Source organism: Micromonospora sp. WMMC273, assembly GCF_027460285.1.
Lineage (GTDB): Bacteria > Actinomycetota > Actinomycetes > Mycobacteriales > Micromonosporaceae > Micromonospora > Micromonospora aurantiaca.
The window spans coordinates 5,636,382-5,651,836 of record NZ_JAPZBE010000001.1 but is presented as its reverse complement, the minus strand read 5'-3'; the positions used below and the strand labels follow the sequence as shown (position 1 = coordinate 5,651,836).

Below are 15,455 nucleotides of genomic sequence, written 5' to 3'. Positions count from 1 at the left end.
CCCTCCCCAAAGGGGTGGACGACCCGGACCACGCGCGGCAGACTGCGCGACGTGACGGGTGCTGTACGGCTGGAGCCGGTGGACGAACGGAACCTGGAACCGTTGCTCTCCGTAGCGGCGGCTGAGGCGGAACCGGAGGACGTCATGCCTCCGGTGGACGCCCCGGCGGGCTGGTCGCTGGCCCGCCGTGACGCGTTCCGCGAGTTCCACCGCGCCAGCCTCGGCGGGCTGAACGGCCCGACCGGCACCGCCATGTACGCGATCGTCTCCGGCGGTGAGGTGGTCGGCATGGTGCGGATGACCCGCCGGGACGAGCCGGGCACCGTGGAGACCGGGATGTGGCTCGGCCGGTCCGCACGGGGCCGGGGCCTGGGTGCGGCCGCGCTGCGGCAGCTGCTGCACGCCGCCGCGGCGGCCGGGATGCACACGGTGGTCGCGGACACCACGCCGGACAACGCGGGCGCGATCTCGGTGCTGCGCAAATGCGGCGCGGAATTGCGTGAGGAAGACGGAAAACTGCACGCCCGAATGTCGCTGGATTCCGCCCTGCCGATCCGCTGACCCGCTTCTCCCCGCATTCACCCCGACCGCGTTTCTCCTGCTCAGCTCTGCCTAGCTGGGCGATTTTGCGCTCCTGCGGAAATGTTTTGCCAATGGGATGACGGGTACTGCCCGCCTCTCCGGGAGCGCGACGTCCGCCTCCCGGGGAGCGCGAAGGAGTGCGGATGAAAAGCGGAGCACGAGTGGCGTTGGCGGTGGGATTCGGCTACCTGCTGGGTCGCCGCAAGAAGATGCGTACCGCGCTGACGCTCGCCGCGGCGGTCGCCGCCGGGCGGGCCAGCCAGCGCCCGGGGGGCCTCAAGCAGCTCGGCGCGAACCTGGTCGCCGCGAACCCGCAACTGCGTAACCTCGGCGGGCTGGGCCCGCCGCTGGTGGCCGCCGGGCGGGCTGCCGCGACCGCCGCCGCCGGCAACGGCATCGACGCCATCGGCGGACGCCTGCGCGGGGGTGCCGACGCGTTGCGCCGCAGGAGCGGCACGGGCCGGCCGGACGCCGAGCGTTCCGCGCCCGACGAGGAGCCGGAGCTGGACGACCAGCCCGACGCGCCGGTGCCCGCCCGAGCCGATCGGGGGCGGTGAGTCGTGGCGACGAGCAACCTCACCGACCGGGTACGCGACGAGATCGGCGGCGAGCTGCGCAACCTCGCCACGGCCCTCGGTGAACGCGCCGTGCAGGCGGTCACCGATCGGGTCACTGATGCCACCGGGCGGCTCAGCGAGTACGCGAAGCAGGGCGGCGATCCGGGCCTGGTCGCCGCGGCCACCGGCGCGCAGCGGCTCGCCGGTGGCGCCTCCCCGGTGACTGCCATGTTCCATGCCGGCGTGGCCGGCGGTAAGGAGAAGCTGATGGCGGCGTTCGGTCGCAAGGGTGGCCGGGACGGCGGCAAGACGCTCAAGGTCACCAACATCGTCGAGGCCGTCGAGGTCGGCGTGCCGGTCCGGGTCGCCTACAACCAGTGGACGACGTTCGGTGACTTCCCGAGCTTCATGAAGAAGGTCGAGCAGGCCGACTGCGACGCCGACGAGAAGATGACCTGGAAGGCGCAGGTGCTCTGGTCGCACCGGACCTGGGAGTCGACGATCGTCCGGCAGATCCCGGATCGGCTGATCCACTGGCGGTCCAAGGGCGAGAAGGGCTCGGTCGACGGCACGGTGAGCTTCCACGAGGTCGGCCCGGACCTGACCCGGATCCTGGTCGTGCTGGAGTACCACCCGCAGGGCTTCTTCGAGCACACCGGCAACCTGTGGCGCGCCCAGGGCCGCCGGGTCCGGCTGGAGCTGAAGCACTTCGTCCGGCACGTGATGACCCGGACCGTGCTCGACCCGGACGCGGTCGAGGGCTGGCGCGGCGAGATCGAGGACTCCCAGGTCGTCAAGGACCACGAGACCGCGCTGCGGGAGGAGCGGGGAGACAGCGGGCCGTCGGACGACGAGTACGCCGCCTACGACGAGGGCAACGACTTCGACGACGACGAGTACGCCGGCGAGCCGGTCCGGACCGAGCCGGAGCGTGCCCGCAGCCGGACGGCAGGCGGGCAGCGCGAACCCGAGCGCCGCCGCCGTGTCCCGCAGCGGCCCCGCCGCCCGGCCACCCGCCGCCGCGACGAGCGCTGACCGGAGGCGGCCGGTTCGTCAGGACCGGCCGGCGGCGTACGACTCCAGGTGCGCGAGCTGCACCGGGTCCAAGGAGGGGCGGACCCGGTTCCGGGCCGCCTCGACGTGCGCGGCGGTCACCGTGCTCGCCTCCAGCGACTCCCGCATGGCCGCCAGCGCCGCCTCCCGGACCAGCGCGGCGCAGTCGGCGGCGGAGAAGCCGTCCAGCTCGGCGCCGAGCGCGTCGAGGTCCACGTCCGGCGCGAGCGGGACGTCCCGGGCGGACGCGCGGAGGATCTCCGTACGGGCCGGACCGTCCGGCGGCGGCACGTAGACCAGCCGTTCCAGCCGGCCGGGACGCAGCAGCGCCGGGTCGACCAGCTCAGGGCGGTTCGTCGCGCCGACCACGACCACGTTGCGCAGCGCCTCCACCCCGTCCAGTTCGGTCAGCAGCGCCGCCACCACCCGGTCGGTCGTACCGCCGTCGGTGGCCTGCCCGCGTACCGGGGCCAGCGCGTCCACCTCGTCCAGGAACACCAGCGTGGGCGCGGCCTGGCGGGCACGGCGGAAAAGCTCCCGGACCGCCCGCTCGCTCTCACCCACCCACTTCGAGAGCAGCTCCGCGCCCTTCACCGACAGCACGTTCGCCCGCCCGGAGCCGGCCAGCGCGGTCACCAGGTAGGTCTTGCCGCAGCCGGGCGGACCGTAGAGCAGCACCCCGCGCGGCGGCGTCACGCCCAGCCGGGCGAACGTGTCCGGGTAGGTGAGCGGCCACAGCACCGACTCGGTGAGCGTCTGCTTGACCTCGTGCAGCCCGCCCACGTCGTCAAGCGTCACCGACGCCAGCTCCAGCGTGGACGCGGACATCGTGGTCGGCCGGACCACCTCCAGCGCGGCGGTGAAGTCGGCCATCGCCACCGTCGGCGTCTCCGCCGTCTTCTGGCGCAGCGCCGCGCGGACCCCGGCTTCGCGGACCAGCGCCGCCAGGTCCGCCGCGACGAAACCGGGGGTACGGGCGGCCACCTCGTCCAGCCGGACGTCACCGGCGAGCGGCACCTCACGGGTCAGCACAGTCAACTGTTCCCGGCGCAGCGCCACGTCGGGCAGCGGCACGGTGATCCGCAGCGCGAGCAGGTCCGGGCCGCGCAGCGCCGGATCGACCGCCTCGGGGCGTCCGCTGGTGCACACCACTGCGGCACCGGCCCGCAGCGTCTCGGCCACCACCTGCCGGAACACGGTGGCCAGCGGGCCCGGCTCGTCGGCCGGTGCGATCGACTCCACGTCGGTGACCAGCAGCACGGCCGGACCGCCGGCGCGTACCGCCGAGGCCGCCTCGCGCAGCCGGCGGGCCGCCGCGTCGTTGCTGAGCGCGGCCAGCTCGGGCGCCCAGAGCGGCCGTACGCCCGCGCCGACCTTGGCGGCGACGGCACGCACCAGCGCGGACTTGCCCGAGCCCGCCGGGCCCTCGACCAGCACGCCGAGCGAGACGGTGGTGCCGAGCCGGCCCAGCACCTCACGGTGGTGGAAGCCCAGGTCTAGCAGCTCGGTCAGCTCCTCGGCCTGGGCGCGCAGGCCGGGCAGCTCGTCCACGTCGGGCGCGTCCTCCGGGCCGAGCAGGTCGGTGTCGGGTTCCGTCCCGGGCGGCGTGGCGGGGGCGGAGACGCGCACGGTGGAGGCGGCGGACGCCGGGCCGGAACCGCGGGTGGCGGGACCGTGTTCCCAGCCCACCACCGTGTCCATGGTGACGAGCGCGCCGACCGCCGGTTCGGCCGACACGACGGTGAGCAGCGTGCTCGTCCAGGCGTACCCGACGGAACTTGCCAGACTGCGCCGCGCGGCCTCGATCAGGCCGCGCACGGCGGCGTCCGGCAGCACGTCCTGCGGCAGCAGCGAGACGTCGTCCCCGGCGGTGACCACCTTGCCCAGCAGCGCGAGCCGCAGCATCTCCGGCGGCACCGCGGCGACCACAGCGGCCGGGCCGGACAGGGTCAGCCGGCGTGCCGGGGTCGCGGGCAGTGGGCTCACCGTGACCTGGCCGCCGGCCCGCAGGCCGAGGTTGCCCAGCAGCAGGTCGTCGGCGTGCAGCAGGGCGCCGCTGGTGCTCGGCTCGGCGGCGGCCGCGATGCCGGCGGTGACCCGGCGGCCGGTCAGACGGACCGGGTCGCCGGGGCGCAGTGCCAGCGCGGTGAGCACCTCGGGATGCAGGCGCACCACGCCGCGGCGGGCGTCGAGCGCGGCCGGCCGCAGCGTCGCGGTCAGGGTCAGGTCGGGTTCGGCCACCCGCCGACAGTAGCCGCCCCGATCATCGGGTGCCGGTCAGCGCGGGCCCGGATCGTCCAGCAGCGAGGGGTCGCGGCGGATCATCTCGGCCAGCCGGGCCGCCGGGTCGGACTCCAGCGGGTCGTGGCCGGGCGCCGGCACCGTCTTCACCGACATGGGCCACGCCGGCGGTGGCGCGGGCGGCGTGGTCGGCCCCACCGTCACCGCCGTGCCGGACCAGGAGACCCGCAGCGGGTACGCCTGCTCGCCCAGTTCCACCCGCAGCGTCACGGCCAGCCCGGGGTGCTCGGCCACCACCCGGCGGACCGCCTCGGCGACCTCCTCGACCGGGTCACGCCGCGGCGGCGCCTCACCGCCGCGCAGCCGGTACGCGCCGTGCCCCGCCCGCCCGTCGCCGGGCTCGTCCGCCGCCTCCGCGGGTACGTCCCGCTCGGGCGTCCCGGCCGCCTCGCCGGGCGTCGGCGCCCGGCGGCGCAGCGCTTCCTCGCGCCGCGCCATCCGGGCCAGTGTCTCGTCCAGATCACCTCTCATGGCGTCCACCCCTTCGCCAGACAACGGATCGAAACGACTGCCGGTTCAGCCTGCCCGGGATCGGGTGGCCCGGTCCAGCGCGCGGTCCAGGACGACGAGCAGGGCGTCCCGCACCGAGAGGCGGTCCCGGGCGTCGAACTGCACCAGCGGCACGTGCTCACCGATCGCCAGCGCCCAGCGGATCGACGGCAGGTCCAGGGCCAGCCGGCCGTCGAAGGCGTTGACGCCCACCGCGAACGGCAGCCCGGACCGCTCGAAGAAGTCGATCGCCGGGTAGCAGTCGTCGAGCCGGGCGCTGTCCACCACCACGAGCGCGCCGAGTGCGCCCCGGGCCAGGTCGTCCCACATGAACCCGAAGCGCGCCTGTCCGGGCGTACCGAAGAGGTAGAGCTTCAGGCTGCGGTCGATGGTCACGCAGCCGAAGTCCATGGCCACTGTGGTGGTGGTCTTGCCGGCGACCCCGCCCGGGTCGTCGATGCCGATGCCGGCGGTGGTCATCTCCGCCTCGGTGGTCAGCGGTGCGATCTCGGAGATCGCGCCGACTGTGGTGGTCTTGCCGACCCCGAAGCCACCGGCGATGAGGATCTTGACCGGGATCGGCGGCCGGGGCGCCGGCACCCGGCTGACGATCGGGGCCGGTTCGGCCGGCGGCACACCCGGCGGCAGGTACGGCAGCGGCGGCGTGGGCGGGGGCGGCGTGGCCCGGCCGATCAGCGGCGCCGGGCCGCCGTAGCGGCTCGGGGCGCTGTTCGCGGCCGGCCCGCCCGTGGCGGCCGCCGGCCATTCAGGAGATCGCACGAAGTCCATCAATCACTCGCAGGATGATGTCGGGATCGAGGGCGTCGTCGACGTCCGCGACGTGCACGTCGAGATGGCCGGCGGCCCGGAGGTCGCCGACCAGCACCCGGGTCACCCCGAAGTGCATCCGGGTCCGGGCGGAGATCTCGGCCACTGAGACGGGCTCGGCGCAGATCGCGACGATCGCCGCCAGCTCCGGGGCCAACCGGGCGGTCACCGCCCACGAGGTGCTGCCCGGACGAGCGGTGACCTGGGTCTCCAGGCCGATCGCCGGGTCACCGTCCACCCGTCCGGAGGTCAGCACGAAGGGGCGTGGGCCGGTCGGCTCCCCGTCGCCCGCGTCCGGCTCCGGCACCGGAGCGGACGCGTTCAGGAAGGGGCGGATCCGGACGCCGGGCTCCGGCTCCGGGTCCGCGCCGGCGGCCCCTGGGATCATTGCTGTACGGCGTTCTTCAGCTCGGCGATCAGACGCGGACTCAGAGCGCCGCCGGCGCGTCCGGCGAACAGCGTCATCTCGTACGCCACGGTGCCCAGGTTGGCAGTGCGGTCGGCGACGACGCCGAGGACCGAGCCGCTGCTGATCGCGCTGATCAGCAGGTATCCCTCGGCCATGTCGACGATCACCCGGTTGAGCGCGCCGAGCGCGTACCAGCTCGCGGCGCCCCCGGCGAGGCTGGTCATGCCGGACACCACGGCGGCGAGCCGTTCCGCGTTGGACCTGTCCTTGATCGCGGACATGGCCATCAGCAGCCCGTCCGAGGAGACCGCGATCGCCTCCATCACCCCGGCGGTGCTGGAGGTGAACGAGTCGAGCAGCCAGTTGAAGGTGCGTGCCTCGGGACTGAGGTCGCCGGTGGTGCTCTGTTCGACGTTCTCGTGGAGGAAGGGGCTGGTCACCGTGATGGGTCCTCTTCGTAGCGGCGGTCGGTACTGACTTCGCGCAGAGCACGGGCGACGCCCGCCTCGAATTCGCTGATCCGGTTGCGGACCTCGACGGGATCGCCGGGGTCGGAACTGGTGGGAGGCGCGGACTGTGCCGGGGAGACGGACAGGTTCGCGCCGGGCACCCGGCGGCTGAGCCGGGGCCGTTCCGTCGCCGGGGGCGTGGGATCGACCGCGCCCTCGGCCCGCCGTACCCCGTCCTGGAACGCCTCGACCAGGGCCCGGACGCTCGACGGATCCGCCGGGACGCCGATCAGCGGACCGCCGGTGGCCGGTGCGGCCGGTCCGGCGGGCGGGGCGGCCGGCAGGTTCGCGCCGGGCACCCGCTGCCGGATCGGCGACCGGGTACCGGGGCGGCCGGCGGGCGGGCCGACCGGGTTGGGCCCGGTCGGCGCCGGCACGGCCGGGGGTGACCCGGCCGGCGCCGGCGGGCGCGCGCCACCCGGTGGCGGCGCGAGCCCCGGGCGGTGCGGTGGCGCGATCCCGGGACCGTGCGGTGGCGCGAGCGCCGGACGGTGCTGCGGCGCGAGGCCCGGACCGTGCTGCGGCGCGACGGCCGGCCCGGCGGGCGGCGGCGCGAGCGCCGGCCCGGCGGACGGCGCCAGAACCGGGTGGGTGACCGGCGGCGTCACTGTCGGGCCGGTCGCCGGCCCGGCGGCCGGGGGAGCGGCCGGGGCCGGGCCGGCGACCGGTGTCGGTGGGGAGAGATGCCCGGGACGCGCCGGTGGTACGGCCGACGGCGGCCAGACCGGCGGCGGACCGCCGGTGGGCGGGCCCTGGTCCTCGGCCGGCTCCGCGCCCTCGGCCTGGTGGCCGAACGCGTTCCACGGGTCGCCGCTGGACATGCTGCGGGTGGCCCGGCTCAGCAGTTCGGCGTCGAAGCCGGCCGGCGCCTCGACGGCCGCCGGCTCCGCCTCGCGGGCGCCGGGTACGGCGGCCCGGCCGGCGCTGACGCCGACCGGTTCGGGACGGCGGATCACGAGCGAGGCGCCCGGGATCTCCAGGGCCGCGGTGACGCCGCCACCGGGGGTGTGGCTCAGCTGGACGCTCCAGCCGTGCCGGCGGGCCAGCCGGCCGACCACGAACAGGCCGAGCACCTCGGTCGGGGCGAGGTCGAGGCGTTCCCGCCGGGTGAACCGGGCGTTCTCCTCGGCCATCCGGTCCCCGGTCAGGCCGATGCCGTGGTCGACCACGACCAGCCGGGCTCCGCCGTCGGTCAGCTCGCCGGTCACCACCACGCGGGTGTGCGGCGGCGAGAACGAGGTGGCGTTCTCCATCAGCTCGGCGAGCGTCAGCACCAGGTCACCGGCGATGGCGGGGGCCGCCGCCACGCCGGGCGGGACCTCCACGTCCACGCGGGTGTAGTCCTCGATCTCACCGAGCGCGAGCCGGACCACGTCGGCCAGCGGCACCGGGGCCACGTGGCCGTCCGAGCCGGTGGCGCCGGAGAGCACCACCAGGCTGCCCGCGTTGCGGCGCAACCGGCTGGAGATGTGGTCGAGCCGGTACAGGTGCTCCAGACGGCCGGGGTCGGTCTCCTGCCGTTCCAGCCGGTCGATGAGCGCGATCTGGCGGCCGACCAGGTTCTGCGTACGGCGGCCGACGTGGCCGAACATCTGCGCCACGTTGCGCCGGCCGGCGACCTGCCGCTCGACCAGCCGGGCGGCGGTGTGCTGCACCCGGTCGAACGCGCGGGCCAGGTCGCCGATCTCGTCCCGGGCGCTTACCTCCACCGGGTCGAGGCGTACCGGGGGGACCGTCTCGGACTCGTCGTCGGCGACGCGGGTCAGTTCGGCCTCGGTGACCCGGGCGACCCGTTCGGCGGAGCGGGTGAGCCGGCTCAGCGGCCGGGCCACCGTCCGCGCAACGGTCATGCTCAGCAGCACCACGACGAGCAGGATCGCCGCCGCCGCGAGGCTGACCAGCCAGGCCGCGGTCAGCGCCTCCCGTTCCCGGGCGCGGGTCTCCGCGATGACGTCCGCGACGACCTTCTTCTCCACGAACTGGCCCAGCGTGATCATCGACCGGGCCGAGGGGAACAGCACGTCCAGCGGCACCGGCGCGATCGCGCCCTCCGGGTCGCGGAGGCTGTCCACCAGGAACGTCGGGCTGGTGCGGGCGGCCACCGCGGCGTCGTCCAGTTGGGCCACCTTGAGCTGCTCGGGCGTGATCAGCTTGCGGAACCGCCGGTTGTCGACGTTGAGCGCCGCCATGCAGGCCACGAACGCCCGGGCGACCTGCGGATCGCCTGTGGCCTTGACCAGCACGATCTGGGTGGTGCACGAGCTGAGGGCCTCGTCGACGCGCAGCAGCGCGTCGAGGGCGAGCACCTGCCGCCCGGCGGCGGTGTCGGTGTCCACCCGGAAGGGCAGCCGCAACGCGTCGATCAGGGCGGTGTCGACCTCGCCGAACACGGTCAGGATCTGCTGCGGCGTGGCCCGGCCGGCGAGCGTGGCGTTGCGGACGTCCTCCAGCCGGCGTACCCCGTCGAGGCTCTCGCGGACGGCCGCGGGGAGCGGCTCGGCGCGCAGGTCGGCGACCCGGTCGTCGACTGTGGCCGACTTCTGGATCAGCTCGGTGCGGCTCACCCGCCGCAGCAGCAGGCCGATCGAGAGCAGGCGTTCCTGCTGGAGGTCCTGGACCAGGCTGCCGACCCGGCTGGCGACGCGGACGGTCTCGGCGGTGTCGGCGGCCTGCCGGGCGGCGGTCACCCGGTCGATGACGACCGGTACGGCCAGGCCGACCATGCTGAGCAGCGGAATGATCACCAGCAGGGCGAGCTTGCCCCGGATGCGTAACCTACCGAGCAGCATCGAACGGCCTCCACCGGTCGGCGTCGCCACCGTGTCCCACGGCGACCGGCTGGCGGTCGTCCTCGGGCACGGCGGGCGGCGGGGCGGGGTGGGCCGCCGGGGCGGCCCCGGCCGGTTCCCGGCGGGACGGGGTGGCCCGGGAGCGGTCCCGGCGCAGCGCGGCCACGTGCAGCGCGACGATGCCGGCGATCAGCAGCACCGCCGCTCCGGCGGCGATCCGGCCCAGCAGCCGGTCCCGCTCCAGGGTGTCGAGCCGCTCCCGCAGCAGTGCGTCGAGCTGGTCGAGGATGACCGTACGGAGCTGCTTGGCGGCGTTCTGCGCGCTGATCCCGGCTTTTGTGAGCTGGTCGGTGCCCGGCGCGGACCGGCCGGCGCCGGGCGCCGAGTAGACGGCGAACGTCTCCAGGGACCGCTGGTAGGTGTCCAGCGGGGTGAGCACGTTGGCGCCCAGGTCGGTGCTCTCCGAGCTGTCCACCGCCGAGCGCAGGTCGGTGACCAGGTCGGTGGCCGGACCGAGCGCGGCGACCCGCAGCTCGGCCAGCTCGGCGCCCACCCGCGCGCGCTCGGCGGCGGGGCGCTTGGCGGACAGCCGGGCCAGGTCGACGAGCCGCCCGGCCAGCACCGTCGCGGTGGGCAGGTCCCCGCCGATGCCGTCCTGGAGGAAGAACGAGTCGGAGCGGGGGTCGCGGATCAGCCCGGAGCTCTCCCGCACCTTGCGGTAGAGGGCCAGCAGCAGGTCGGACGCCTCGCCGTAGGCCCGGTACGCCGCCTCGGGGTCACCGATGCCGCGGTCCGGCAGCGCCTCCAGCTTGGCCCGCAGCCCGGCCCAGCGTTCGTGGGTGCGCAGCTCGTCACCGACGGCGTTGTCCACCTCCGCGACGCCCTCGATGGCGGCGGCGAGCGAGGCCCGGGAGACCGCCCCCTCGGCGACGGCGATGGCCTGGGCCTCCACCAGCGTGTCGGTGACCGGCCCGAGGGCGCGCAGGTAGCGGACGCCGAGCCGCTCCCGGCTCACCAGGTCGTGGTCGTCGGCGAAGTCGCGCTCGGCCTGGATGAAGATCAGCCCGAGCGGGGCCAGCAGCGCCAGCACCAGAACCAGGGTGAGCGTACGGCCCGGTACGGCGGGCCGCCGACGGACCCGCGACGCGGGGACTGTCATGTGTTCTCCTCCGGCGACGGCGGGGCGATCGGTGCCCCGGGAGGTCGCCGTACGCAGTCCCGTGCACCGGACCGGAAAAGTAGCCGAACCGGACGCGCGTGAGACCTCGGCCGATGAGTCGGCTTCACGTCAGTCCATTTTGGGTGACCCTGTGTCAGGGCGAAAGGTACGTAGCGTGTGATCGAGTTGCCGAGAAATGACATCGACGATGGTTTGCGCCTGTAGATGTGAATTCACGTGATCCGAATACGTCCCGCTGGGATGCTCTGGACCTTTGGCGGATGACGGACGCTACGCGACGATCGGCGCAACCGGACAGACGTACGGCGGATCTCAGCGAATGCTCAGCCGCCGGCCCGTACCGTGTGCCGCATGAGATCAACCGCCGCGCGGCTCCGGCGCGCCCTGGCCGGCCATCCGCGCCGCATCGTCGCCGCGGTGGCGGTGGTCGTCCTCGTCGCCGCCGCGCTGGTCTGGACGGCCCGGCCGCGGGGTGACGACTTCCGGACCGAGGCGGCGCTGGTGACCGTACGCTCCGGGCCCTCCGGTGACGAGCCCGTCGACCTGGACACCACGCTCTACCTGCCGGCCGATGCCTCGTCGTCGAAGCGGGTACCGGCGGTGCTGCTGGCGCACGGCTTCGGCGGCACCAAGGACTCGGTCCGCTCGGACGCCGAGGACCTGGTCACCCGCGGGTACGCGGTGCTCACCTGGACCGCCCGCGGCTTCGGGCGCAGCGGCGGCCAGATCCACCTGGACAACCCCGACTACGAGGTGCGGGACGCGCAGCGCCTGCTCGACCGGCTCGCCGAGCGCCCGGACATCCGCCTCGACGCGGCCGGCGACCCCCGGGTCGGTGTGGTGGGCGGCTCGTACGGCGGCGGCCTGGCCCTGCTGCTCGCCGCGCAGGACCAGCGGATCGACGCGATCGTCCCGATGATCACCTGGAACGACCTGTCCCGCGCCTTCCTGCCCGAGAGCAGCGGCCGGCAGCCCACCGACGGCGTGTTCAAGAAGGGCTGGGCGGGCATCTTCTTCGGCGGCGGCGGAAACGCCGGCTCCGGTCCGGCCGGGCTCTCCGGGGCCACCGCCGCCGCGCCGGAGGGCGCGCCCGAGTCGGCCGGCCCGCCGAGCCCGCAACCGGGCGCCGGGCCGGGCACCGGTTCCGGTCGCGCGCCGGCCGGCGCCGCCGACCCGTCCTGCGGGCGCTTCGCGGCCGACGTCTGCGCCGCGTACCTGCGCATCGCCACCACCGGCCGGGCCGACGCGGCGGCGGTCGAGCTGCTGCGCCGGTCGTCGCCGGCCGGCGTGCTGGACCGGATCAAGTCGCCGACGCTGCTGGTGCAGGGCGAGGCGGACACGCTGTTCCCGCTGGCCGAGGCGGACGCCAACGCCCGGGGCATCGCGGCGGCCGGCACGCCGGTACGGGTCGCCTGGTTCACCGGCGGCCACGACGGCGGCTCCGGACCCACCTCCGACTCCGACCGGGTGAAGTTCCTGACCGCGCAGTGGCTCGACCACTACGTCAAGGGTGACGGAGCTGCCCCCGGCGACACGTTCACGTTCTCCCGGATCGCCGGCTTCGACGCGCTCGACCGGGGCCTGGTCGCCACCGGTTTCCGTACCGCCGACTATCCGGGACTGGCCGGCCAGGACCGGCGCGAGGTGACGCTCGCCGGGCCGCCGCAGCCGGTCGCCGTACCGCCGAACGGCAACCCGGCGGCGATCTCCTCGGTGCCGTTCGCTGGTGCGCTCGGCTCGCTGCTGGACGGCGTCGCCGGTGACATCCCCGGCCAGCACGCCCGCTTCGAGTCGGCGCCGCTGGACGAGCCGGTCGACGTGGTGGGCGCGCCCACGGTGCGGATCAGGGCCGCCTCACCGACCGGCGAGGCGGTGCTGTTCGTGAAGCTCTACGACGTCGACCCGCAGGGCGCCGCCACGCTGCCGTCCGGCCTGGTCGCGCCGGTGCGCCTGACCGGCCTGCCGGCCACCGTCGACGCGGCCACGCCGGTCACCGTGACGCTGCCGGGGATCGTCCGGCGGGTCGAGGCCGGGCACCGGTTGCGGCTCGTGGTGGCGACGTCGGACCAGGCGTACGCCTCGCCGGCCGAACCGGCCGTGCACACGGTGGCGCTCGCCGACGGGCCGCTGACGCTGCCCACAGTCGACTCCACGCCGATCCCCACCACCGCGACGATCTGGCGCTGGGCGCTCGCCGGCCTGCTCGCCGCGATCGTGGCCGGGCTCGTCGTGGTCGTGCTGCTCACCCGCCGCCGGCACCGCCGCCAGGACGACTCCGTGCACCCGGAGTACGCGGGCGTCCCGCTCGCCGTGCGCAACCTGCGCAAGGAGTACGCGGACGGCTTCGTCGCGGTCTCCGACGTCGACTTCGAGGTGCACCCCGGTCAGGTGGTCGGCCTGCTCGGACCCAACGGGGCGGGCAAGACCACCACGCTGCGGGTGCTGATGGGGCTGACCCAGCCCACGGCCGGAGAGATCTACGTCTTCGGGCACCGGCTGGTGCCGGGCTCGCCGGTGCTGTCCCGGATCGGCGCGCTGGTCGAGGGGCCGGGCTTCCTGCCGCACCTGTCCGGCCTGGACAACCTCAAGGCGTACTGGCGGGCCACCGGCCGCCCGTGGGAGGACGCGCACTTCGACGAGGCGCTGGAGATCGCCGGCCTGGGCGACTCGGTGCACCGGCGGACGAAGAAGTACAGCCACGGCATGCGGCAGCGGCTGGCCATCGCCCAGGCCATGCTCGGCCTGCCCGAGCTGCTGGTGCTGGACGAGCCGACGGACGGGCTGGACCCGCCGCAGATCGCCGAGATGCGCCGGGTGCTCCAGCGCTACGCCACCGACGGCCGGGCGGTGCTGGTCTCCAGCCACCTGCTGGCCGAGGTGGAGCAGACCTGCACGCACGCGGTGGTGGTGAACAAGGGGCGGATCGTGGCGTCCGGCCCGGTGGAGGACATCGTCGGCGAGTCGCCGAGCGTGCTGTTCGAGGTGAGCGACCCGGACGCGGCCCGGACGGTGCTCGACCGGCTCGACGGCGTACGGGTGCTGCCCGACACCGAGGGCGGTCTGGTGGTCGACACCAACGGCACCGCCCGCAGCGAGGTGGTGGCCGAACTGGTCCGCGCCGGCATCGGGGTGGACCGGGTGGTGCCCCGGCGCCGCCTGGAGGACGCGTTCCTCGCCCTGGTGGGCGAGAACTCTCGGGGAAGCGGGGACCGGTGATGGCGGGTTCGTCTGTGGCATCGTCGCCTGGTGGCGGCACGTCCGGTACGGCGGCGCCGGGCGCGGGCGGGGCGGCGGCCGGTTACCGGCCCTCGGCCACGCTCCCGTTCGCCGCGGAGTTTCGGCGGCAGGCGTCGCGCCGGCGTACCCAGCTCGCGCTGGGGTTCATGGTGCTGCTGCCGCTGATCATCCTGGTGGCGTTCCAGTTCGACGCCGGGGACGACGACGGCGGCGGGCGGGGCGAGTTCTCCAGCCTGGCCGACCTGGCCACCTCGGGCGGGCTCAACTTCACCCTGTTCTCGATCCTGGTGTCCGCGTCGTTCCTGCTGGTCGTGGTGGTGGCGCTGTTCTGCGGCGACACGGTGGCGAGCGAGGCGAGCTGGGGCAGCCTGCGCTACCTGCTGGCGGTGCCGGTGCCCCGGGCCCGGCTGCTCGCGGTGAAGCTGGTGGTGGCGCTCGCGTACTCGGGGCTGGCCCTGCTGTTGCTGGCCGGCACCGCGCTGCTCGCCGGCACGCTCCGGTACGGCTGGAAGCCGCTGAGCAGCCAGGTCTCGGCCGAGCTGGCGCCTGCAGACGGGTTGCTGCGGTTGCTCGGCGTACTCGGTTATCTCGCGGTCGTGCTGCTGGTGGTCGCCGGGCTGGCGTTCCTGCTGTCGGTGACCACGGACGCCGCGCTGGGTGCGGTCGGCGGGGCGGTGCTGCTGTGGATCCTCTCCAGCATCCTGGACCAGATCACCGCGCTGGGCGGGCTGCGCAACCTGCTGCCGACCCACTACAGCAGCGCCTGGCTGGGGTTGCTGTCCACGCCGATGCAGACCGACGACGTGGTCAAGGGCGCGTTCTCGGCGGTCGTCTACGCCACGCTGTTCTGGGGTCTGGCCTTCTGGCGCTTCACCCGCAAGGACGTCACGAGCTGAGGTGACCGGACGGGGTCGCGGCGGGGCGGCCGGGCCCATATCATGGGAGCGTTCCCATGAGATTGTCCCGCCTGCAAAGATATCGATTAACATCTATCAATAGTCCCGCCATCCTGGACGGCGTCCGCCACCCGTACCAGGAGGTTTCCCATGATCCCGGCGCAGCTGAAGGCCCCCGCGCTGTCCCTGTTCCGCATCGTCACCGGCCTGCTCTTCCTCTGCCACGGCGCCGCCTCGATATTCGGCGTCTTCGGCGGCAATCCGGCCACCGGCGGCGCTGTCCCGTTCGCCACCTGGCCCGGCTGGTGGGCGGCGCTGATCCAGCTCGTGTGCGGCGCGCTGGTGCTCGTCGGCCTGTTCACCCGGCCGGCCGCGCTGCTCGCCTCCGGTTCGATGGCGTACGCGTACTTCGTGGTGCACCAGCCGCACCACCTGATGCCGATGCAGAACGGCGGCGAGCTGGCCGCGCTCTTCTGCTGGTCGTTCCTGCTGGTCGCGGTGCTCGGCCCGGGCAACTGGGCGATCGACGCGCTGCTGGCCCGCCGCAACGCCGTCCCGGCCGAGCGCGCCGCCGCGCCGGCCTCGGTCCCGGTCTGAGCGTCCGCGCCGAACCAGATCCCGGTCG

Annotated in this window: 13 protein-coding genes; 6 read left to right on the top strand and 7 right to left on the bottom strand. The window is 74.6% G+C overall.

Annotation, left to right across the window (positions count from 1 at the left end):
* Positions 1 to 51 precede the first annotated feature (51 nt).
* From O7611_RS26255 to O7611_RS26245, 3 genes are all read left to right on the top strand, one after another.
* Complete coding sequence (locus O7611_RS26255) at positions 52 to 561, top strand: GNAT family N-acetyltransferase (protein ID WP_194801874.1); 510 nt, start codon at positions 52 to 54, stop codon at positions 559 to 561.
* A 164-nt stretch (positions 562 to 725) separates the two neighbouring features.
* The gene (locus O7611_RS26250) at positions 726 to 1,139 is read left to right on the top strand and encodes a hypothetical protein (protein WP_194801873.1); all 414 of its coding nucleotides are present in this window, start codon (positions 726 to 728) and stop codon (positions 1,137 to 1,139) included.
* A 3-nt stretch (positions 1,140 to 1,142) separates the two neighbouring features.
* The gene (locus O7611_RS26245) at positions 1,143 to 2,174 is read left to right on the top strand and encodes an SRPBCC family protein (RefSeq protein ID WP_194801872.1); all 1,032 of its coding nucleotides are present in this window, start codon (positions 1,143 to 1,145) and stop codon (positions 2,172 to 2,174) included.
* An 18-nt stretch (positions 2,175 to 2,192) separates the two neighbouring features.
* On the opposite strand, the gene O7611_RS26240 is transcribed toward O7611_RS26245, so the two are convergent.
* From O7611_RS26240 to O7611_RS26210, 7 genes are read right to left on the bottom strand one after another with little or no spacing between them, the layout of a single operon-like run.
* Positions 2,193 to 4,433: an AAA family ATPase gene (locus tag O7611_RS26240; protein WP_194801871.1), complete on the bottom strand. Its 2,241-nt coding sequence runs from the start codon at positions 4,431 to 4,433 to the stop codon at positions 2,193 to 2,195.
* A 36-nt stretch (positions 4,434 to 4,469) separates the two neighbouring features.
* Positions 4,470 to 4,964, bottom strand: a complete 495-nt coding sequence (locus O7611_RS26235; protein ID WP_194801870.1) for a hypothetical protein — start codon at positions 4,962 to 4,964, stop codon at positions 4,470 to 4,472.
* Positions 4,965 to 5,009: 45 nt separating this feature from the next.
* Positions 5,010 to 5,771 (bottom strand): GTP-binding protein, encoded by a 762-nt coding sequence (locus O7611_RS26230; RefSeq protein ID WP_013288868.1) that lies wholly within the window; start codon positions 5,769 to 5,771, stop codon positions 5,010 to 5,012.
* Positions 5,749 to 6,198 carry a DUF742 domain-containing protein gene (locus O7611_RS26225; RefSeq protein ID WP_018787957.1) on the bottom strand — a complete coding sequence of 150 codons (450 nt, stop codon included), beginning with the start codon at positions 6,196 to 6,198 and terminating at the stop codon, positions 5,749 to 5,751. The genes O7611_RS26230 and O7611_RS26225 overlap by 23 nt, the downstream gene beginning before the upstream one ends.
* Positions 6,195 to 6,659, bottom strand: coding sequence for a roadblock/LC7 domain-containing protein (locus tag O7611_RS26220; RefSeq protein ID WP_013288866.1), 465 nt, complete (start codon positions 6,657 to 6,659; stop codon positions 6,195 to 6,197). Before O7611_RS26220 ends, O7611_RS26225 begins: the two co-directional genes overlap by 4 nt.
* Positions 6,656 to 9,517, bottom strand: coding sequence for a sensor histidine kinase (locus tag O7611_RS26215; protein WP_269697738.1), 2,862 nt, complete (start codon positions 9,515 to 9,517; stop codon positions 6,656 to 6,658). Before O7611_RS26215 ends, O7611_RS26220 begins: the two co-directional genes overlap by 4 nt.
* Entirely contained in the window at positions 9,504 to 10,676 is a 1,173-nt protein-coding gene (locus O7611_RS26210) for a hypothetical protein (protein WP_194801868.1), read from the bottom strand. Before O7611_RS26210 ends, O7611_RS26215 begins: the two co-directional genes overlap by 14 nt.
* A gap of 372 nt (positions 10,677 to 11,048) precedes the next feature.
* Between O7611_RS26210 and O7611_RS26205 the strand changes: the two genes are divergently transcribed.
* The 3 genes from O7611_RS26205 to O7611_RS26195 all read left to right on the top strand — a co-directional run bounded on the left by O7611_RS26205 (position 11,049) and on the right by O7611_RS26195 (position 15,427).
* The gene (locus tag O7611_RS26205) at positions 11,049 to 13,913 is read left to right on the top strand and encodes an alpha/beta fold hydrolase (protein ID WP_269697737.1); all 2,865 of its coding nucleotides are present in this window, start codon (positions 11,049 to 11,051) and stop codon (positions 13,911 to 13,913) included.
* On the top strand, positions 13,913 to 14,830 hold the full coding sequence (locus O7611_RS26200) for an ABC transporter permease subunit (RefSeq protein WP_194801866.1): 918 nt from the start codon (positions 13,913 to 13,915) through the stop codon (positions 14,828 to 14,830). Before O7611_RS26205 ends, O7611_RS26200 begins: the two co-directional genes overlap by 1 nt.
* A 150-nt stretch (positions 14,831 to 14,980) precedes the next feature.
* A complete protein-coding gene (locus O7611_RS26195) occupies positions 14,981 to 15,427 on the top strand; it encodes a DoxX family protein (RefSeq protein WP_194801865.1) in 447 nt (148 codons plus the stop codon).
* The last annotated feature ends 28 nt before the right edge of the window (positions 15,428 to 15,455 follow it).

Coding starts and splice junctions, on each gene's coding strand:
- O7611_RS26215 (WP_269697738.1), bottom strand. CDS start 9,517: ATGCTGCTCGGTAGGTTACGCATCCGGGGCAAGCTCGCCCTGCTGGTG.
- O7611_RS26250 (WP_194801873.1), top strand. CDS start 726: ATGAAAAGCGGAGCACGAGTGGCGTTGGCGGTGGGATTCGGCTACCTG.
- O7611_RS26235 (WP_194801870.1), bottom strand. CDS start 4,964: ATGAGAGGTGATCTGGACGAGACACTGGCCCGGATGGCGCGGCGCGAG.
- O7611_RS26230 (WP_013288868.1), bottom strand. CDS start 5,771: ATGGACTTCGTGCGATCTCCTGAATGGCCGGCGGCCGCCACGGGCGGG.
- O7611_RS26195 (WP_194801865.1), top strand. CDS start 14,981: ATGATCCCGGCGCAGCTGAAGGCCCCCGCGCTGTCCCTGTTCCGCATC.
- O7611_RS26210 (WP_194801868.1), bottom strand. CDS start 10,676: ATGACAGTCCCCGCGTCGCGGGTCCGTCGGCGGCCCGCCGTACCGGGC.
- O7611_RS26205 (WP_269697737.1), top strand. CDS start 11,049: ATGAGATCAACCGCCGCGCGGCTCCGGCGCGCCCTGGCCGGCCATCCG.
- O7611_RS26225 (WP_018787957.1), bottom strand. CDS start 6,198: ATGATCCCAGGGGCCGCCGGCGCGGACCCGGAGCCGGAGCCCGGCGTC.
- O7611_RS26200 (WP_194801866.1), top strand. CDS start 13,913: ATGGCGGGTTCGTCTGTGGCATCGTCGCCTGGTGGCGGCACGTCCGGT.